The organism is Streptomyces sp. NPDC048751, assembly GCF_043198595.1.
Lineage (GTDB): Bacteria > Actinomycetota > Actinomycetes > Streptomycetales > Streptomycetaceae > Streptomyces.
This window is the reverse complement of the sequence record NZ_JBICUX010000002.1, coordinates 326,240-343,691: the sequence shown is the minus strand read 5'-3', so window position 1 is coordinate 343,691 and position 17,452 is coordinate 326,240. Positions and strand designations below refer to the sequence as shown.

20 protein-coding genes are annotated in these 17,452 nt (G+C 71.6%); 13 read left to right on the top strand and 7 right to left on the bottom strand.

Annotation, left to right across the window (positions count from 1 at the left end; translation table 11 throughout):
- Positions 1 to 54: 54 nt before the first annotated feature.
- The 4 genes from ACGFNV_RS08450 to ACGFNV_RS08435 are packed head-to-tail and all read left to right on the top strand — an operon-like array spanning position 55 to position 3,543.
- A complete protein-coding gene (locus tag ACGFNV_RS08450) occupies positions 55 to 993 on the top strand; it encodes an ABC transporter ATP-binding protein (protein ID WP_393620518.1) in 939 nt (312 codons plus the stop codon).
- On the top strand, positions 990 to 1,730 hold the full coding sequence (locus ACGFNV_RS08445; protein ID WP_393620516.1) for an ABC transporter permease: 741 nt from the start codon (positions 990 to 992) through the stop codon (positions 1,728 to 1,730). Before ACGFNV_RS08450 ends, ACGFNV_RS08445 begins: the two co-directional genes overlap by 4 nt.
- Entirely contained in the window at positions 1,727 to 2,932 is a 1,206-nt protein-coding gene (locus ACGFNV_RS08440) for a sensor histidine kinase (RefSeq protein ID WP_393620514.1), read from the top strand. The genes ACGFNV_RS08445 and ACGFNV_RS08440 overlap by 4 nt, the downstream gene beginning before the upstream one ends.
- A complete protein-coding gene (locus ACGFNV_RS08435) occupies positions 2,929 to 3,543 on the top strand; it encodes a response regulator (protein ID WP_393620512.1) in 615 nt (204 codons plus the stop codon). The genes ACGFNV_RS08440 and ACGFNV_RS08435 overlap by 4 nt, the downstream gene beginning before the upstream one ends.
- 32 nt (positions 3,544 to 3,575) lie before the next feature.
- Here the strand turns inward: ACGFNV_RS08435 and ACGFNV_RS08430 are convergent, their stop codons facing one another.
- Positions 3,576 to 4,442: a tetratricopeptide repeat protein gene (locus ACGFNV_RS08430; protein ID WP_393620510.1), complete on the bottom strand. Its 867-nt coding sequence runs from the start codon at positions 4,440 to 4,442 to the stop codon at positions 3,576 to 3,578.
- Between the two features lie 16 nt (positions 4,443 to 4,458).
- Positions 4,459 to 5,490: a GNAT family N-acetyltransferase gene (locus ACGFNV_RS08425; protein WP_393620508.1), complete on the bottom strand. Its 1,032-nt coding sequence runs from the start codon at positions 5,488 to 5,490 to the stop codon at positions 4,459 to 4,461.
- A gap of 140 nt (positions 5,491 to 5,630) precedes the next feature.
- Between ACGFNV_RS08425 and fdxA the strand changes: the two genes are divergently transcribed.
- On the top strand, positions 5,631 to 5,951 hold the full coding sequence (gene fdxA / locus ACGFNV_RS08420; RefSeq protein ID WP_030929316.1) for a ferredoxin: 321 nt from the start codon (positions 5,631 to 5,633) through the stop codon (positions 5,949 to 5,951).
- A 299-nt stretch (positions 5,952 to 6,250) separates the two neighbouring features.
- The gene (locus ACGFNV_RS08415; RefSeq protein WP_393620506.1) at positions 6,251 to 7,345 is read left to right on the top strand and encodes a bifunctional succinyldiaminopimelate transaminase/glutamate-prephenate aminotransferase; all 1,095 of its coding nucleotides are present in this window, start codon (positions 6,251 to 6,253) and stop codon (positions 7,343 to 7,345) included.
- 91 nt (positions 7,346 to 7,436) lie between these two features.
- On the opposite strand, the gene ACGFNV_RS08410 is transcribed toward ACGFNV_RS08415, so the two are convergent.
- The gene (locus tag ACGFNV_RS08410; RefSeq protein ID WP_393620504.1) at positions 7,437 to 7,862 is read right to left on the bottom strand and encodes an ATP-binding protein; all 426 of its coding nucleotides are present in this window, start codon (positions 7,860 to 7,862) and stop codon (positions 7,437 to 7,439) included.
- A gap of 274 nt (positions 7,863 to 8,136) precedes the next feature.
- Positions 8,137 to 9,132 carry a heavy metal transporter gene (locus tag ACGFNV_RS08405; protein ID WP_393620502.1) on the bottom strand — a complete coding sequence of 332 codons (996 nt, stop codon included), beginning with the start codon at positions 9,130 to 9,132 and terminating at the stop codon, positions 8,137 to 8,139.
- Between the two features lie 83 nt (positions 9,133 to 9,215).
- On the opposite strand from ACGFNV_RS08405, the gene dapE reads away from it, so the two are divergent.
- Together dapE and ACGFNV_RS08395 are read left to right on the top strand one after the other, a co-directional pair.
- Complete coding sequence (gene dapE / locus ACGFNV_RS08400) at positions 9,216 to 10,295, top strand: succinyl-diaminopimelate desuccinylase (RefSeq protein WP_393620500.1); 1,080 nt, start codon at positions 9,216 to 9,218, stop codon at positions 10,293 to 10,295.
- A gap of 91 nt (positions 10,296 to 10,386) precedes the next feature.
- A complete protein-coding gene (locus tag ACGFNV_RS08395) occupies positions 10,387 to 11,145 on the top strand; it encodes a TIGR00730 family Rossman fold protein (RefSeq protein WP_393620498.1) in 759 nt (252 codons plus the stop codon).
- 122 nt (positions 11,146 to 11,267) lie between these two features.
- Here the strand turns inward: ACGFNV_RS08395 and folP are convergent, their stop codons facing one another.
- Positions 11,268 to 12,128, bottom strand: a complete 861-nt coding sequence (gene folP, locus ACGFNV_RS08390) for a dihydropteroate synthase (protein ID WP_393620496.1) — start codon at positions 12,126 to 12,128, stop codon at positions 11,268 to 11,270.
- 145 nt (positions 12,129 to 12,273) lie between these two features.
- Between folP and ACGFNV_RS08385 the strand changes: the two genes are divergently transcribed.
- Together ACGFNV_RS08385 and ACGFNV_RS08380 are read left to right on the top strand one after the other, a co-directional pair.
- Positions 12,274 to 12,624, top strand: a complete 351-nt coding sequence (locus tag ACGFNV_RS08385; RefSeq protein ID WP_393621461.1) for a DivIVA domain-containing protein — start codon at positions 12,274 to 12,276, stop codon at positions 12,622 to 12,624.
- Entirely contained in the window at positions 12,621 to 13,208 is a 588-nt protein-coding gene (locus tag ACGFNV_RS08380; RefSeq protein WP_393620494.1) for a DNA-3-methyladenine glycosylase I, read from the top strand. Before ACGFNV_RS08385 ends, ACGFNV_RS08380 begins: the two co-directional genes overlap by 4 nt.
- Before the next feature lie 94 nt (positions 13,209 to 13,302).
- Here the strand turns inward: ACGFNV_RS08380 and ACGFNV_RS08375 are convergent, their stop codons facing one another.
- Complete coding sequence (locus ACGFNV_RS08375) at positions 13,303 to 14,094, bottom strand: enoyl-CoA hydratase/isomerase family protein (RefSeq protein WP_393620492.1); 792 nt, start codon at positions 14,092 to 14,094, stop codon at positions 13,303 to 13,305.
- 377 nt (positions 14,095 to 14,471) lie between these two features.
- Here ACGFNV_RS08375 and ACGFNV_RS08370 point away from each other — a divergent pair, with 377 nt between their 5' ends.
- The gene (locus ACGFNV_RS08370; protein WP_003966491.1) at positions 14,472 to 14,639 is read left to right on the top strand and encodes a DUF3117 domain-containing protein; all 168 of its coding nucleotides are present in this window, start codon (positions 14,472 to 14,474) and stop codon (positions 14,637 to 14,639) included.
- A gap of 134 nt (positions 14,640 to 14,773) precedes the next feature.
- Here the strand turns inward: ACGFNV_RS08370 and ACGFNV_RS08365 are convergent, their stop codons facing one another.
- The gene (locus ACGFNV_RS08365) at positions 14,774 to 15,472 is read right to left on the bottom strand and encodes an O-methyltransferase (RefSeq protein ID WP_393621459.1); all 699 of its coding nucleotides are present in this window, start codon (positions 15,470 to 15,472) and stop codon (positions 14,774 to 14,776) included.
- 163 nt (positions 15,473 to 15,635) lie between these two features.
- Between ACGFNV_RS08365 and sigE the strand changes: the two genes are divergently transcribed.
- Positions 15,636 to 16,409, top strand: coding sequence for an RNA polymerase sigma factor SigE (gene sigE, locus ACGFNV_RS08360; protein ID WP_393620490.1), 774 nt, complete (start codon positions 15,636 to 15,638; stop codon positions 16,407 to 16,409).
- Positions 16,406 to 17,392, top strand: coding sequence for a zf-HC2 domain-containing protein (locus ACGFNV_RS08355; RefSeq protein ID WP_393620488.1), 987 nt, complete (start codon positions 16,406 to 16,408; stop codon positions 17,390 to 17,392). Before sigE ends, ACGFNV_RS08355 begins: the two co-directional genes overlap by 4 nt.
- Positions 17,393 to 17,452 lie beyond the last annotated feature (60 nt).

Genomic DNA, 17,452 nt, shown 5'->3' with positions numbered 1-17,452 from the left:
CTCAGGACCGCCGACACTGCCGGGGCACCGCCCCCCGCGGCCACGATGGCTCCCATGACGACGACAGCGGCGACGACAGGGGCGGCGACCACCACCCCCGTCGTCGGATTCGACCAGGTGAGCAAGGCGTACGGCGACGTACGCGCGGTGGACGGGCTGACCCTCGCCCTGCACCGGGGGGAGACCGTGGCCCTGCTGGGCCCGAACGGGGCGGGCAAGTCGACCACCCTCGACCTGCTGCTCGGACTCAAGCAGGCCGACGGCGGCACGGTCAGCGTCTTCGGCACCAGCCCGCGCGAGGCGATCGTCGCCGGGCGCGTGGGCGCCATGCTGCAGAGCGGCGGCCTGATGGACGAGGTCACGGTCGCCGAGCTGGTGAAGCTCGCCTGTGACCTGCACCCCAAGCCGTACAAGGCCAATGACGTGCTCGCCCGCGCCGGCATCTCGCAGATCTCCGACCGCAAGGTCAACAAGCTCTCCGGCGGCCAGGTCCAGCGGGTCCGCTTCGCGCTCGCCACCGCCGGCGACAGCGACTTGATCGTCCTGGACGAACCCACCACCGGCATGGACGTCTCCGCTCGCCAGGCCTTCTGGGCCACCATGCGCGAGCAGGCCGACCAGGGCCGTACGGTCCTCTTCGCCACCCACTACCTGGAGGAGGCGGACGCCATCGCCGACCGGGTGCTGGTGCTGCACCGGGGGCGGCTCCTCGCCGACGGCACGGCCGCCGAGATCAAGGCGAAGGCAGGGGCGCGACGGGTGTCGTTCGACCTGGAGGGCACCATCGACGAGGCACCGATCCGCGCCCTGCCGTTCCTTACGTCGGTCGACATAAGCGGCCAGACGGTCCGCATCCAGTCCTCCGACGCCGACGCGACCGTCCACGCCCTCTACGGCCTCGGCCTCTACCCCCGCAACCTCGAAGTCGCCGGGCTCGGTCTGGAGCAGGCCTTCGTCGCCATCACCGCCGCCGAGGAGGCGAAGCAGCAGTGAACAGCCTGATCAAGCTGGAACTGGCCCGCGCCCTGCGCAACCGCAAGTTCCTGTTCTTCTCCGTGATCTACCCGTCGCTGCTGTTCCTGATCATCGCGGGCAACGCCGACAGCACCACGAAGGTGGACGGCACGGGACTGACCCTGCCGACCTACATGATGGTCTCCATGGCGTCCTTCGGCGCCCTGACCGCCGTCCTGATGGGCAACAGCGAGCGCATCGCCAAGGAGCGCGAGAGCGGCTGGGTACGGCAGCTGCGGCTGACCCCGCTGCCGGGGCGCGGCTACGTCCTCGCCAAGACGGCGAGCGCCGCCGTCGTGAGCCTGCCCTCCATCGTGGTCGTCTTCGCCGTCGCCGCGACCGTGAAGGACGTACGCCTCGACGCCTGGCAGTGGCTCGCCCTCACCGGCGCGATCTGGGCCGGCAGCCTGGTCTTCGCCGCGCTCGGCGTCGCCCTCGGCTACCTCGCCAGCGGGGACGCCGTCCGCCCGATCACGATGATCGTCTACTTCGGTCTGTCCATGCTCGGCGGCCTCTGGATGCCCACCACGACCTTCCCCGACTGGCTCCAGAACATCGCGAAGTGGCTGCCCACACACGCGTACGCTGACCTGGGGCGGGCCATCGAACAGAGTTCCGCCCCGCAGGCCCAGGACATCGCCGTGCTCGCCGTCTCCTTCGCCCTGTTCGCGGGCGGCGCGGCCTGGCTGTACCGGAAGGACACGCTGAAGGCGTGAACGCGATGACGCAGGACTCGTGCTCCTCCGAGGAGCAGAGGGCGGAGCGGCTGACGCTGATGGGGCAGCCGCCCCGCAACCGGCGCGAACGGCTGCGCAAGAGCGCGTGGATCGGCGTCTGGCTGGTCTTCCTCAGCTCGCCCGTGCACGACCTGGTATCCGGCAACCACACGACCGGTGGCACCGTGGCCGGCTGGTTCGGCCTCGCGGCCTTCGTCGGGCTCTACCTGGCGCTGGTCTTCCGGAACATGGGACGGCCCTACGGCCGACGGCTCGTCGGCTGTCTGATCCTCCTCCTGGCCGCGCTCGCCGTCCTGCTCTGCCTCACCCTCGGCCCGGCCTGGCTGGGTCTGTTCTGCTACGTCTCCGTCTCCTGCGGGATCATCCTCCCGCTGCAGCTGGCGTACTGGGCGATCCCCGCGACGGGCGGCGTGATGCTGCTGGTGGGCCTCCACGGCGGCGAGGGGGAGGCCGGCAACCTGCTGCTCCTCGTCCTGCTCATCGGATACGCGATGACCGGCGTCGGCCAACTGATCCGTACGACGATCGAGTTGCGCAAGGCCCGTGCCACGGTCGCCCAACTGGCCGCCAACGAGGAGCGGTTGCGCCTGGCCCGCGACCTGCACGACCTGCTCGGCCACTCGCTCTCCCTGATCACCCTGAAGAGCGAGCTGGCGGGCCGTATGCTGCCCGCCCACCCCGACAAGGCGGCCCAGCAGGTCGCCGACATCGAACAGGTCAGCCGCCAGGCCCTCGTCGACGTCCGGGAGGCCGTCACCGGCTACCGGCGCCCCCGCCTGGCCGCCGAACTCGCCGGCACCCAGGTCGCCCTGACGGCCGCCGGCGTCACCGCGGAACTGCCCGCCGAACCCGACCTCACCGGCATCTCCGAGGACAGCGAGGCCGCTCTCGCCTGGGCCCTGCGCGAGGCCGTCACCAACGTCGTACGGCACAGCGGCGCCCAGCGCTGCACGGTGGAGCTGCTGCGCCGTCAGACTCTCGACGGCCCCATCCTCGAACTCTCCGTCGAGGACAACGGCTCGGGCGGCTCCGGCAAGGCCCCCGGCAACGGCCTCACCGGTCTGTCCGAACGGCTGGAGAAGGCGGGCGGCACGCTGGAGGCGGGCCGCACCAAGCACGGTTTCCGCCTGGTCGCCCGCGTGTCGGCCCCCGCCGCCGCGGACGTAGGATCCGCGTCATGAGCCGTACGATCAAGGTCCTCCTCGCCGAGGACCAGTCGATGGTCCGCGAGGCCCTGGCCGCCCTGCTCGGCCTCGAGGACGACATCGAGGTGGTCGCCCAGGTGTCCCGCGGCGACGAGGTCCTCGCGGCCGCCCGGGAACACGACGTGGACGTGGCCCTCCTCGACATAGAGATGCCGGGCGCCACGGGCATCGAGGCGGCGGCCCTGCTCCACCGCGAACTCCCCGCCCTCAAGCTCGTCGTCCTCACCACCTTCGGCCGCCCCGGTTACCTCCGCAGCGCCATGGAGGCCGGCGCCGACGCCTTCCTCGTCAAGGACGCCCCCGCCGCCCAACTCGCCGCCGCCGTCCGCAAGGTCCTCTCCGGCGAACGCGTCATCGACCCCACCCTCGCGGCAGCGGCCCTCGCGGGCGGCGCGAACCCCCTGACGGACCGCGAACGCGAGGTCCTCAAAGCAGCGGCAGACGGCTCCACGAACGCGGAACTGGCAACGACCCTGCACCTGTCCCAGGGCACGGTACGCAACTACCTGTCGACGGCGATCCAGAAACTGGCGGTGCGCAACAGGGCGGAGGCGGTGCGGGTGGCAAGGGAGAAGGGCTGGCTGTAAGCACCCCGAGGTGCAGCGAACCTGTTCGCTGCTCAGTTGAGCCGCGCCCGAGCCGCCATCGCCTGGCCCCGCACCTTCTCCGCCGCCGCCTCATCGACCGCCTCGATCAACTCCGCGTACGCCTCCAACTCCGACGCGCCCCCCACGAAATCCCCCCGCTGCACCAACAACTGCGCCCGCTCGTACCGCAACCGAGCCGGATGCGACGGCACCTCCAACGACAACTCCACCGCCCACAACGCCACATCCGACCGCTCGGGCCGCGCCGCGGCCCACGCCCGGATGTTGTTCAGGATCCGCACCATCACCTCGACCGGATCCGCGGGCTCCAGCATCGACGGCTCCAACGCCGTCCCCGTGGCCCCCGCCACCAGCGTCTCCGCGTCCGCACCCGTCAACACCCGCCCCCCGTCGTACGGATCGACGAGCACCTGGGCGTCCTCAGGACCGAACCCCACGACGAAGTGCCCCGGCAGGGCGACCCCGTACACCGGCGCCCCCGCCCGCCGGGCGACCTCCACCCACACCACGGACAGCAGGATCGGCAGCCCGCGCCGCCTGCGCAGCACCTCGTGCAGCAGCGAGGACTCCAGCCGCTGATATGCGGCCGGGGTGCCCCGGAACCCCAGCCGGTCGCCGAGCAGCTCCCCCAGGGCGGTGGCCCAGGCACGCGGTCCGCCGGGCCGGAACGGCAACCGGCCCGCCAGCTCGTCCAGCTCCACCTGGGCCGCGTCGATGCCCGCCTCGTCGAGTGTTCCGTCGGCCGCCGCCCCCACCAGCAGACACAGCGTCGACAGATCGGGCCGCTCGGACCGCACCTCCTCGGCGAACCGGCGCCGCACCTCGGCGGCACGCTCGGGCGGCGGGGGACAGGGGGTGGGCGCAGAGGGCTCGTACATGGCGGTTCGTGTCCCCTCAGCAGCGGTCGGAGCCGGCAGCGGCGCCGGAAGCCGGTGGCCGGCGATGGTGGTGGTAGGCGTGATGCGCCGCGAAGCCCATCTCGGCGTACAGCGCCCGCGCCCCCGCGTTGTCCACCTCGACCTGGAGCCAGGCCGCCGACGCACCCTCGTCCAGCGCTCGCCGGGCCAGCGCGACCATCACCGCGGTGGCCAGCCCGCGCCTGCGCAGCGCCGGGTCGACCTCGACCGCGGCGAACCCGGCCCACCGCCCGTCCACGACACACCGCCCGATGGCGGCGGGCGGCGCCCCGGCCGTCTCACCCGGCACGGACGCGAACCACACGGAAGGCCCACCGCCCAGCACCTTGAGGGCCACCTCGCTCATTCCCTTGCGCTGGTACCGCGCGAGCCACGCCTCACCGGCCTCCCGCGCCACGGAGACCTCGACCGACGCCTCCTGGTCGGCGACGGCCGCGAGTCCCCCGATCCACAGCTCGGCCGTCACCTCGCGCACCCACCCGAGCCGCTCCAGCTCCGCGCACAGCAGCTCCTGCGTGCCCTCGGCACCGGTCGCGGTCTGCACGTACGCGGGCAGGCCGCGCTCGCCGTACCAGCGCGTGACGGCCGCGAGGGCGTCGTCGAGCGGCATCCCGGGGTCACCGAGCGGCAACACCGAGTTCGCGCGCCTGGTGAACCCCTCGGCGGCCCGCAGCTCCCACCCGCCGAGCCGTTCGCTCTCCACCGGCGGCCAGGCGCGCGCGGCGACACGGGCGAGTTCCTCGTACGAGGCGGCCGGCCCCCGGCGCCGCGCCGGGGCCGCCGGTACGACCTTGCCCGCGACCAGCGACGACTCCGGAATCAGGACGCTCGTCCCGCTCTTTCGTGTGATCACCAGCACACCGTTGTCCCATGATGTGAGAACACCCACCGTGTCAGTGAACTTCTCCGTTGACGCACCAGGTTCCCTCAAGCACCGTACGGAGACTCGTTTACCCACGTCAGCAGCGGTGATACGGACCTCGAGGCGTCCGGTGGCAGAGATTTCCACAGGTCAGTTCACCCCTCCTGTTCGGATCATGCCCAAGAACGGAGATACTAGGGGCGGGCATCGACGACGCCGCGCTCCCGCGCGCCAGGCGGCGGAGCCTGAGGAGGCCCGCCAGCGCCCTATCGAGGAGGAACGACAGCGTGACCTACGTCATCGCGCAGCCTTGTGTCGACGTCAAGGACAAGGCGTGCATCGAGGAGTGCCCGGTCGACTGCATCTACGAGGGCCAGCGGTCCTTGTACATCCACCCGGACGAATGCGTCGACTGTGGTGCCTGTGAGCCGGTCTGCCCGGTTGAGGCGATCTTCTACGAGGACGACACTCCCGAGGAGTGGAAGGACTACTACAAGGCGAACGTCGAGTTCTTCGACGAGCTGGGCTCCCCCGGCGGCGCCAGCAAGCTGGGGCTGATCGAGCGCGACCACCCCTTCATCGCCGCGCTGCCGCCGCAGGCCGAGTAGGGCCTGTCCGGCGGATCAGTCGCAGGAAACCCACGGCGACCCGTCAGCACAGGTGAGCGGGGTCTGGTGCGTGCAGCTGCACGGCGGAGGAGGGAGTCGACGCGGCGCGTCGGCGACCGACGACAACGCGGCAGATGGGCGTGCCAGGCCCCGCGTCTGCGGCATGATCCGCCGGACAGGCCCTGGGTCGACGGCGGTCCCGCAAGCGCCGCCTCGGTCCCGTACGGCCTGATCGCTCGTGATCAGCGCGGTACGGGACCGAGGCGTTCGCCGTAAGAACGCAAGAAAGTGAGCCACCCGTGTCCGCAGTCTCCGACCGCCTCCCGACCTTCCCCTGGGACAAGCTGGCGCCCTACAAGGCGACGGCCGCCGCTCACCCGGACGGCATCGTCGACCTCTCCGTCGGCACTCCGGTCGACCCGGTGCCCGAGCTGATCCAGAAGGCGCTGATCTCGGCGGCCGACTCGCCGGGCTACCCGACGGTCTGGGGCACCCCCGAACTGCGCGACGCGATCACCGGCTGGGTCGAGCGCCGCCTGGGCGCGCGTGACGTCACCCACCGCCACGTTCTGCCGATCGTCGGCTCCAAGGAACTGGTCGCCTGGCTCCCCACCCAGCTGGGCCTCGGCCCCGGCGACAAGGTGGCCTACCCGCGCCTGGCCTACCCGACGTACGAGGTCGGCGCCCGCCTGGCCCGCGCGGAGTACGAGGTCTACGACGATCCCACCGACCTGGACCCCACGAACCTCAGGCTCCTCTGGCTGAACTCCCCGTCCAACCCGACGGGCGAGGTCCTGTCGAAGGAGGAACTGACCAGGATCGTCGCGTGGGCCCGCGAACACGGCGTCCTCGTCTTCTCCGACGAGTGCTACCTCGAGCTGGGCTGGGAGGCCGACCCGGTCTCCGTCCTGCACCCGGACGTCAACGGCGGCTCCTACGACGGCCTCGTCGCGGTCCACTCCCTCTCCAAGCGCTCCAACCTCGCCGGCTACCGGGCCGCCTTCCTCGCCGGTGACCCGGCGGTCCTCGCCCCGCTCCTGGAGATCCGCAAGCACGGCGGCATGATGACGTCGGCCCCGACCCAGGCGGCGGTGGTGGCGGCCCTCGGCGACGACACCCACGTCCACGAGCAGCGCGAGCGCTACGCGGCCCGCCGCACCCTGCTGCGCCAGGCCCTCCTCTCCCACGGCTTCCGCATCGAACACAGCGAGGCCAGCCTCTACCTCTGGGCCACGAGGAACGAGTCCTGCTGGGACACGGTCTCCCACCTGGCCGACCTCGGCATCCTGGTGGCGCCGGGCGACTTCTACGGCGAGGCGGGCGCGAGCTTCGTACGGGTGGCCCTGACGGCGACGGACGAGCGGGTACGGGCGGCGGTGGCGCGTCTGGCGTAGGCCACCGCTGTGGGCAGGCGCGCACGCCAAAAGGCGACGGGGCCCAGGAACCACCCTGAACCCCGTCGCCCGGCGAACCGGCACTCGGACATCAGCCGCCGATCGGCAGCCCACCCGGCAGCCCGCCCTTCGCACCCTTCGTGAGAGAGTCCGTCGGCAGCCCGCCCTTCGTAGCCCTGGACGTGGTGTCCCCGACGACGTCCCCGGCGGAGCCGGCCACCTCGCCGGCCGCCTTCTGCGCGTCCGGAGCCGCCTTCTTCACGGTCTTGCCGACCTTGCCCGTGTCGGGAACCGCCTTCTTGACCGCCTTGCCGCCGGTGTCGCCGAGCCCGGTGACGTGCTGCGTCGCACCGCCGAGGGTCTTCGCCCCGTCCAGGCTGTTGACCCCGGGCAGGTTGGGGGTGGCGGGCAGTTCGGGGGCCGCGCTGGCGGAGCCGGCCGCACCGACCCCGGCGGCCGCTCCCGCTGCGACGATCAGCGCGGCACGGGCGATCCGACGGGTCAGGGGGAGGGACATGATGCTCCTTTGACGGAAGAGAACGTTGACGTGTCCGACCTCGGACGCAGTGACTACCGCTCGAACTCCACGAAGGTTGCGGCGCGCCAACGTAAAGAGTTGGCAATGCACCGCATGGTCGGCTACGGATAAAAACGGGCAAAGGGCACCCGGAGCGGAAGTCCGCTGAATCCTTACGGCCCTGTGTTCTCAAGGGTTCCGACGAACGCGGAGCCCAGCCGCCACACCCCGCCCACCCCGCCGCCCGGGTAACCCGTGCGGGGGAGGACCCGTACTACTGCGCGGTCACGATCCGCACGGAACCCGCCCCGGCCCCCGCCGACTGCCCCGCCCCGGCCGCGTCCTCCGTACGGGTCGCCCGCCACCGGCTGTCGGTGTTCCCGGCGGTCCACTCCCGGCCGGCGTACGACACCCGCTCGATGTGCAGCGCGGAGGCGTTGGCCACCGCCCAGTGCGCCAGCTGCCAGCCCCGCTCCCGCGCGCTGCGCCCGGACGCGTCCTTCGGGTCCTCGGGCACCGGCACGGTGACGGTCCGCCCGTCCGTCGTGGCGGTCGGGACGGTGCTCGCCGTCGGGGTGGGCGACGCCTTGCTCCCGACCTCGGCGCCCGCCTTCTGCACGGCGCCCTGCCCGAAGTCCCGTACGAGCGCCGCGCGCACCGCGTCCGGCCCGTCGGTCGGGGTCGCGCCGGGGCGCCCCTCGCAGGTCAGCGTGGCCGCCGACTGTCCCGTGAGGGCGGCGGCGAGCAGCGTGGCGTCCGACTCGTGCTTGGCGTACGCCTCCGGGTAGCCGCTGCGCTGCACGCGCTGCGCGGCGACGGTCAGGGGGAGCCGGGTGTAGTCGCGGACCTTGGCGAGGTGCTCGTAGAAGATGTCCGCCGAGTAGATCGGGTCCATGATCTCGTCCGGAGTGCCCCAGCCCTGCGAGGGCCGTTGCTGGAAGAGGCCCAGGGAGTCGCGGTCGCCGTGGCCGATGTTGCGCAGGCCCGACTCCTGGAGCGCGGTGGCGAGCGCGATGGTCACGGCCCGCTGGGGCATGCCGCGGTTGGTGCCGACGGCCGCTATCGTCGCCGCGTTCACCGCCTGCTCGGGCGAGAACTCGTAGGTCCCGGCGCCCTTGCCGGCGACGACCTTGCAGCCCGGGTCGCCCGCTCCTCCGGTGACGTACTGCACCGCGAGGTAACCGGCCACTGAGGACAGTGCGACGAGCGCCGCCCCGTAACGGAGGAGACGGCCGCGGCGCTTGGGGGAGGAGGGGGACGGCTCTGGCACGCGTACAAGGTACTGGAGAGTACGCTCGTCGCCGAGCCAGGTTCGGACCGTGCCCCCCTGGCTGGCGCGTTAGGGTCGTTGCCATGGCCGACACCTCGCTTGACCTCACGCTGGATGCCGCCGCGCTCACGGCGCGTCTCGTCGACTTCCCCTCGGAGAGCGGTACCGAGAAGCCGCTCGCCGACGCCGTCGAGGCCGCGCTGCGTACGCTGCCCCACCTGACGGTGGAGCGGTACGGCAACAACGTGATCGCCCGGACGAACCTGGGGCGGTCGGAGCGTGTGATCCTCGCCGGCCACATCGACACCGTCCCGATCGCGGACAACGTCCCCTCCCGGCTCGACGAGGACGGCGTCCTGTGGGGCTGCGGCACCTGCGACATGAAGTCGGGCGTGGCGGTGCAGCTGCGCATCGCGGCGACGGTCCCGGCCCCCAACCGCGACCTGACCTTCGTCTTCTACGACAACGAGGAGGTCGCCGCCGACCTCAACGGCCTCAAGCACGTCGCCGAGGCGCACCCGGAGTGGCTCGAGGGCGACTTCGCGGTACTGCTCGAACCGTCGGACGGCCAGGTCGAGGGCGGCTGCCAGGGCACCCTGCGGGTCCTGCTGAGGACGAAGGGCGAGCGTGCCCACTCGGCCCGCGGCTGGATGGGCTCCAACGCGATCCACGCGGCGGCCCCCGTCCTGGCCCGCCTGGCCTCGTACGAGCCGCGCCACCCCGTGATCGACGGCCTGGAGTACCGGGAGGGCCTCAACGCGGTGGGCATCAGCGGTGGAGTCGCCGGCAACGTGATCCCCGACGAGTGCGTGGTCACCGTCAACTTCCGCTACGCGCCCGACCGCACGCCCGAGGAGGCGATCGCGCACGTCGAGGAGGTCTTCGCGGACTGCGGAGTGGCCGAGTTCGTGGTGGACGACCACAGCCCCGGGGCCCTTCCCGGCCTTTCCCACCCGGCCGCGGCGGCCTTCATCGAGGCGGTGGGCGGCACCCCGATGCCGAAGTACGGCTGGACGGACGTCTCGCGCTTCTCGTCGCTCGGGGTTCCGGCCGTCAACTACGGCCCCGGCAACCCCCACTTGGCGCACAAGCGGGACGAGCGGGTGGACACGGCGAAGATCATCGCGGGGGAGGAGCGCCTGCGCGCCTGGCTGACGGCGTGACGGCAGTTCACGGCAGACACGCGGAGGTCCCCCGCACGTAACCCGCGTAGATCTACGCTGAGGTCGAAAGAGGCAAGCGGAGGGAGCGCACATGGCTACCGGTAACCCCGAGGGGAAGAAGCAGCCGCCGGAGGAGCAGCGCCTGGGTCCGGTCCTCCGGAGACGGGGTCAGGTCACGGCGAGTACGACGGACCAGCGCCTCCTGGACGCGGGCGGCCCCTCGGACTGGGTGCACACGGACCCCTGGCGGGTACTGCGCATCCAGTCGGAGTTCATCGAGGGGTTCGGCACGCTCGCCGAACTCCCGCCCGCGATCAGCGTGTTCGGCTCGGCCCGCACTCCTGTGGAGTCGCCCGAGTACGAGGCGGGCGTCCGGCTGGGCAGCGGTCTGGTCGAGGCGGGCTTCGCGGTCATCACCGGCGGCGGCCCCGGCGCCATGGAGGCCGCCAACAAGGGCGCGAGCGAGGCGGGCGGCATCTCGGTCGGCCTCGGCATCGAGCTTCCCTTCGAGCAGGGGCTCAACCCGTACGTCGACATCGGCCTGAACTTCCGTTACTTCTTCGTGCGGAAGATGATGTTCGTCAAGTACGCCCAGGGGTTCGTGGTCCTCCCCGGCGGTCTCGGCACCCTCGACGAACTCTTCGAGGCCCTCACCCTCGTCCAGACCCAGAAGGTGACCCGCTTCCCCATCGTCCTCTTCGGCACCGACTACTGGGGCGGCCTCATCGACTGGCTCAAGAACACCCTGATCGCCCAGGGCAAGGCCTCCTCGGACGACCTCCTGCTGTTCCACGTGACGGACGACGTGGCCGAGGCGGTGGCGCTGGTGTCCAAGGAGGCGGGCAGGTAGGCGCGGAGCCGGTGGGCCCCCGCTTCGGCCTGGACGGTCTCGTCCTCGAGCGCCGGACGGGCTGAGAACGCCCGGCCGGCGTCGGACGGCCGGGCTCGGTCCCGAGGGTGGGTCCGTCCTGGCTACGCCAGCCCGCGCCGGGCCACCGTCGGAGGGCGGTGGCCCGCGATGGACGCGACCATGTCGAGGACCTGGCGGGTCTCCGCGACCTCGTGGACGCGGTAGACCTGGGCTCCCAGCCAGGCGGACACGGCGGTCGTGGCGAGGGTGCCGACGACGCGTTCCTTCACCGGGCGGTCCAGCGTCTCGCCGACGAAGTCCTTGTTCGACAGGGACACCAGCACGGGCCACCCGGTGGCGACCATCTCGTCCAGCCGCCGGGTCGCCTCCAGACTGTGCCGGGTGTTCTTGCCGAAGTCGTGCCCGGGGTCGATCAGCACCGACTCCCTCGGCACCCCCAGCGACACCGCCCGCTCGGCCAGCGCCACGGTGACCCGCAGGATGTCCGCCATGACGTCGTCGTACGTCACCCGGTGCGGCCGCGTCCGCGGCTCCGCGCCGCCCGCGTGGGTGCACACCAGCCCCACCCCGTAGCGCGCGGCGACCTCCGCCAGCCCGGGGTCGACCCCGCCCCACGCGTCGTTCAGCAGGTCCGCGCCCGCCTCGCACACCGCCTCGCCGACCTCGGCCCGCCAGGTGTCCACGCTGATGACCACGTCGGGGAAGCGCCGCCGGACCTCCGCCACGAAGCCGACCGTCCGCCGCGCCTCCTCCTCGGCGGTCACCTCCTCGCCGGGTCCCGCCTTGACCCCGCCGATGTCGATGATCGCGGCCCCCTCGGCCACCGCCTGCTCCACGCGCGCGAGGGCCGGCTCGTCGCGGAACGTGGCCCCCTGGTCGTAGAAGGAGTCCGGGGTCCGGTTCACGATCGCCATGATCACCGGCTCGTGCGGTGCGAACTCCCGCCTGCCCAACCTGAGCATCCCGTGTGCACTCTCCTAGTACGACCTGTGGTTCGTCCTGCTCTTCGCCCGCCTGTGACCCTAACCGTCAGAGGCTCATGGCACGATCGGACCCTGACACATTCGACTTTCGAGCACACAGAGCGTGGGGCCTCAAGCCATGGTTATGTTCTTGTTCCTGGTCGTCGCGCTCGCCGTCGTGGTCGCCGCGGTGACACTCGCCGTGGTGGGCGGCGGCGAGGGCACCGGCCCGCTGCCCGAGGCCGCGCCCGAGCGCCTTCACGACCCGCTGCCCGTGGACCGGCCGCTCCACCGCGCCGACATCGACCACCTCCGCTTTCCCCTCGCCGCCCGCGGCTACCGCATGAACGACGTCGACGACGCGCTCAACCGAGTCGCCGCCGAGCTCGCGGAGAGAGACGCCCGCATCGCCGACCTGGAGTCCGCGCTGGCCGGCGCCCAGGCCGCCGCGTCCCACGTCTCCATGGAGAAGCACCGGCCGGAGGACCACCAGTGAGCGACGGCACCGCCCTCGCCGGCCCCGACGGCGCGCCGCGCTGCCCCTGGGCCCTGTCCACGCCGGACTACATCACGTACCACGACGAGGAGTGGGGCCGCCCGGTCCACGGTGACGACGCCCTCTTCGAACGCCTCAGCCTCGAGGCCTTCCAGTCCGGCCTTTCCTGGATCACCATCCTGCGCCGCCGTCCGGGCTTCCGCACCGCCTTCGCCGACTTCAAGATCGCCTCGGTCGCCGCCTTCACCGACGAGGACCGCGACCGCCTCCTCGCCGACCCCGGCATCATCCGCAACCGCGCCAAGATCGACGCGACGCTCGCCAACGCGCGGGTGCTGGCCGACTGGGCGCCGGGCGAGCTGGACGAACTCATCTGGTCCCACGCCCCGGACCCGGCCACCCGCCCGGTCCCGAAGACCTTGGCCGACGTCCCAGCGGTCACCGACGAATCGACGGCCCTCTCCAAAGCGCTGAAGAAGAAGGGCCTGCGCTTCGTGGGCCCGACCACGGCATACGCCCTGATGCAGGCCTGCGGTCTGGTGGACGACCACTTGCAGACCTGCATCGCGAGAGGTGCCGCCTGAGGGGCGCGGGGCCGTATCGATCTGCGGCTCCGCCGCGGGGGCGCGACCAGCCACAACCGACCCGCAGCCCCCGACGGCGCTCTCGCCCCCTCACCTACCGGCCCAAGTACTTCGGCTTCTCCTTGTTCACAAACGCCCGCACCGCGATCCCGTGATCCTCGGACGCCCCCGCCCGAGTCTGCAACTCGTCCTCCTTCTCCAGCGTCTCCGCCAGCGAGTGGGAGAACCCGAACGCCACCGCCTCCTTGAGCGCCGCGTAGGCGACGGTCGGCCCCTCGGCCAACGCCCGCGCGACGCCCTCCGCCTCGGCACGCAGCTCCGCCGAAGGCACAACCCGGTTCGCGATCCCCAGCTCGTACGCCTCCTGCGCCTTCACGCTCCGCGGAAAAAGCAGCAGGTCAGCGGCGCGCCCGGGCCCGACCACCCGCGGCAGTGTCCACGAGACGCCCGAGTCTGCCGTCAGGGCGACCCCGGCGAACGACGTGTTGAAAGCCGCCGTGTCAGCCACGATCCGGTAGTCGGCCGCCAGCGCGAAACCGAACCCGGCGCCCGCCGCGACCCCGTTCACCGCGGCGACCACCGGCTTCGCCATCTCCGTCAGCGCCCGCACGACCGGGTTGTAGTGCTCCTTGACCGTGCTCATGACCTGCCCCGAGCCCTCGGCCAGCAGCCCGATGTGCTCCTTGAGGTCCTGGCCCACGCAGAACGCCCGGTCCCCGGCGGCCGTCAGCAGCACCGCCCGTACGGCGTCGTCGTCCGCCGCCGCGCGGACCGCGTCACGGAGGGCGACCTTGGTCGCGATGTTCAGCGCGTTCATCGCCTCGGGGCGGTTCAGCGTGATCGTCGCGAGCCCGTCGTTCACCTCGTAGAGCACGGTGTCGGCCATGGCGTATCCCCTCCGGTGTCACGGTTCGACGTACTGGTCAGTACGTCGTCGGTATGAAGGAACAGCATGGCGGAGTTCGCCGTCCACGGCCCGGACCCGACGTGTGACCTGCGTCAAAGAGTTCTCGGAGGTTTACGACCGGTGGAACTCCGTGCGGCCGCGCAGTATCGCAGTCACATCGCCGAATTGAGTGGTTTTGCTCGCGCGCGTTGCCCAAGTGATGCCGACTGATGTTGGTCATCGGGTCCTGAGATGCGGGATAATGGCCTGGAAGCAATGTGTTCGATGCCGGTGTCGCGTGTCCCTCTCTGGACTGCGCGTGCCCTTCGGGGGCCGTCGGCCTTGACGATGAGCTGGTTTCAGGAAGGGGAACGAGCATGGCGGCCATGAAGCCGCGGACGGGCGATGGTCCGCTCGAGGTGACCAAGGAGGGGCGGGGCATCGTCATGCGCGTTCCGCTCGAAGGCGGCGGACGGCTCGTCGTCGAGCTGACTCCCGACGAGGCCGACGCCCTCGGCGACGCCCTCAAGAAGGTTGTCGGCTGACGCGCAAGCGACCATACCCTTTCAGTGCCCCGGCATCGCATTCCGATGCCGGGGCGACTGATTTTCCGGGCGGTCCCACTGTTTTCCCGCTTGTCGCGGCGGTTTTCCGAGAGCCCGTCAGCGCTTCTCGGCGCTTATCGCTTGACCGCGCACAGCAGGCCGTCACCCACAGGGAGCAGTGACGGCACCAGTTCCTGGCTCTCGCGCACCGCGCGCAACAGTTCCCGGATCCTTATGACCTCGGTCGGCTGCGGGCCGGAGTCCACGGTGCGGCCGTTGGCGAAGACGCCCTCGAAGACGACCAGCCCTCCGGGCCGTAGAAGACGCAACGATTCAGCGAGGTAGTCGAGGAACTCCAGCCGGTCGCCGTCGCAGAAGACCAGGTCGTAGCCCGCGTCCGCGAGCCGGGGCAGTACGTCCAGCGCGCGGCCGGGGATGAAGCGGGCGCGGTTGCTGGCGAAGCCGCAGGCGCGAAAGGCCTGCCGGGCGAACTGCTGGTGCTCCGGCTCCGGGTCGACGGTGGTCAGGACGCCGTCGGGTCGCATGCCGTACAGCAGGTGGATGCCGGAGACGCCGGTACCGGTGCCGATCTCCGCGACCGCCTTCGCGTCCACGGAGGCGGCGAGCAACCGCAGCGCTGCGCCCGTGCCGGGCGACACCGAGCGCAGCCCTGCCTCGCGGGCCCGGTCCCGGGCCCACCGCAGCGCTTCGTCCTCGGCGACATAGGCGTCGGCGAACGCCCAGCTCGTCTGCCGGTTGCCGGTAATGACCCTCTCCTGTCCCCGTGGTTGCCTCGGCGTGACTGTATCCGTTGCCGTCGGGAACCCGCTGATGGGACCGGGCGTTTAGAAGGGTGGGAGACAGGACGGGGGGACACAGTTGGATCACGATGACGGGCGGGACGCCGAGCAAGTACTGACGCAGCCGCATGAGCCGTATCAGCACAGATCAAATTCTCGTAAAACCGCTTATCCGGAGCTAACGGGCGAGGTGGCTATGGTAGGGGCTCCACTGGACACCACCAGAGCTGACAGGGGAGGTGCGGCTGCGCCTGTGGATCGGAGAGGAGCGCTGCGGCGCTTCCTCGGATCGGCGGGTAGGCCGACATCCGTGAACGACACCGCTGCTGACCACAGCCACGCCGCTGACCAGACCCAGACCGCGACCTTCTCCACCGACGCGGACGGGCAGGCGTGGACTCCGCCCACCTGGGAGGAGATCGTCAGCACGCACAGCGGGCGGGTCTACCGGCTGGCCTACCGCCTCACCGGTAACCAACACGACGCCGAGGACCTCACCCAGGAGGTCTTCGTCCGTGTCTTCCGCTCCCTGTCGACCTACACGCCGGGGACCTTCGAGGGCTGGCTGCACCGCATCACCACCAACCTCTTCCTGGACATGGTCCGCCGCAAGCAGCGCATCCGCTTCGACGCCCTCGGCGAGGACGCGGCCGAGCGACTGCCCAGCCGCGACCCCTCCCCCCAGCAGGTCTTCAACGACGCGCACTTCGACGCGGACATCCAGGTGGCCCTCGACACCCTCGCGCCCGAGTTCCGCGCCGCGGTCGTCCTGTGCGACATCGAAGGACTGTCGTACGAGGAGATCGCCGCGACCCTCGGCGTCAAGCTCGGCACGGTCCGCTCCCGTATCCACCGCGGCCGCTCCCAGCTGCGCAAGGCCCTGGCGCACCGTTCGCCGGAGGCCCGCGCCGAGCGGCGCTCCTTCGTGCCTCGTGTCCCCGCGCTGGGGGGAGGGGGCGCGACCGCGTGAACGGATCACGGCCCAAACCCGGCGAGGGGCACCTCGCGGAACAGCATCTGGGAGACCGACTCTCCGCCCTGGTGGACGGAGAGCTCGGTCATGACACGCGCGAGCGCGTCCTGGCGCATGTCGCCACCTGTCCGAAGTGCAAGGCGGAGGTCGACGCGCAGCGCCGGCTGAAGAACGTCTTCGCGGAGGTCGCTCCGCCCGCCCCCTCCGAGAGCTTCCTGGCCCGTCTCCAGGGGCTGCCCGGGGGAGGTGACCCGGACGGCGGTGGCTCGCCGCTCGACGGGGGAGGACTGGCCGGATTCTCCGGACCGCCCGGGGCCGGCGGGATCTTCGGAGTGAGGCGCCGAGACCACTTCGAGTTCGGCTACGTCCCCGCCCGCGGACACGACTCCGTCCTGGTCCCGTCCTCCCCGGACCGCGGCTTCCGCATCCACGCCGTGGGGCGCGGTGACGCCGAGCGGTCGCGCGGAATGCGGATCGCCTTCGTCGCCGCCGGGGCGGTGTCACTGGCCGCGATCGCGCTGGGCGGCATGACCAACGGCGTCCCCGCCGACACCGAGGCACGCGGCGGCACCGGCGGCAGCAATGTGACGCCCGCGCGGACCCAGGGCACGGGGGCCGCCGCGGTGCCCGAGACCCTGCGTCGCCGCCCCGTGGGCCCCTTGGTCGCCCAGGGTGGCCAAGGCTCCCTCGGTGAGACGCCGGTGGCCCCGACGGAGGCCTCCGCACCCCTGCTGCCCGGTGTGCCCTCCCCGGCCGCCGGCCGGTACCACGAGGACACGCTGCACGCGCTCACCGCACCCGTGGTGGCCGGCGCGGCCGCGGTGTCCCCTCTGATACGTCCGCTCACCTCGACCCCGCCGATCGCCCTGACCGCGTGGACCCCCACCCCGGTACCCGAGGCCACCGGCGCCGCCCTGCTCGCCGCGCCCGTCCCCGACGTGACCTCCGCTCCCTCGCCGTCCTCCGACCAGGCCCGCTGACCCGGCCCCTGCCGTGGCACCCGGTGCACCTGGTTGAATCCAGGGTGAGCTGCGCCCCAC

Excerpts from the sequence above, each read along its gene's own strand:
- ACGFNV_RS08450 (WP_393620518.1), top strand. The coding sequence starts at position 55 with ATGACGACGACAGCGGCGACGACAGGGGCGGCGACCACCACCCCCGTC.
- ACGFNV_RS08375 (WP_393620492.1), bottom strand. The coding sequence starts at position 14,094 with ATGGCCGACACCGTGCTCTACGAGGTGAACGACGGGCTCGCGACGATC.
- sigE (WP_393620490.1), top strand. The coding sequence starts at position 15,636 with ATGGTAGGGGCTCCACTGGACACCACCAGAGCTGACAGGGGAGGTGCG.
- folP (WP_393620496.1), bottom strand. The coding sequence starts at position 12,128 with ATGCTCAGGTTGGGCAGGCGGGAGTTCGCACCGCACGAGCCGGTGATC.
- ACGFNV_RS08385 (WP_393621461.1), top strand. The coding sequence starts at position 12,274 with ATGTTCTTGTTCCTGGTCGTCGCGCTCGCCGTCGTGGTCGCCGCGGTG.
- ACGFNV_RS08370 (WP_003966491.1), top strand. The coding sequence starts at position 14,472 with ATGGCGGCCATGAAGCCGCGGACGGGCGATGGTCCGCTCGAGGTGACC.
- ACGFNV_RS08430 (WP_393620510.1), bottom strand. The coding sequence starts at position 4,442 with ATGTACGAGCCCTCTGCGCCCACCCCCTGTCCCCCGCCGCCCGAGCGT.
- dapE (WP_393620500.1), top strand. The coding sequence starts at position 9,216 with ATGGCCGACACCTCGCTTGACCTCACGCTGGATGCCGCCGCGCTCACG.
- ACGFNV_RS08435 (WP_393620512.1), top strand. The coding sequence starts at position 2,929 with ATGAGCCGTACGATCAAGGTCCTCCTCGCCGAGGACCAGTCGATGGTC.
- ACGFNV_RS08395 (WP_393620498.1), top strand. The coding sequence starts at position 10,387 with ATGGCTACCGGTAACCCCGAGGGGAAGAAGCAGCCGCCGGAGGAGCAG.
- ACGFNV_RS08410 (WP_393620504.1), bottom strand. The coding sequence starts at position 7,862 with ATGTCCCTCCCCCTGACCCGTCGGATCGCCCGTGCCGCGCTGATCGTC.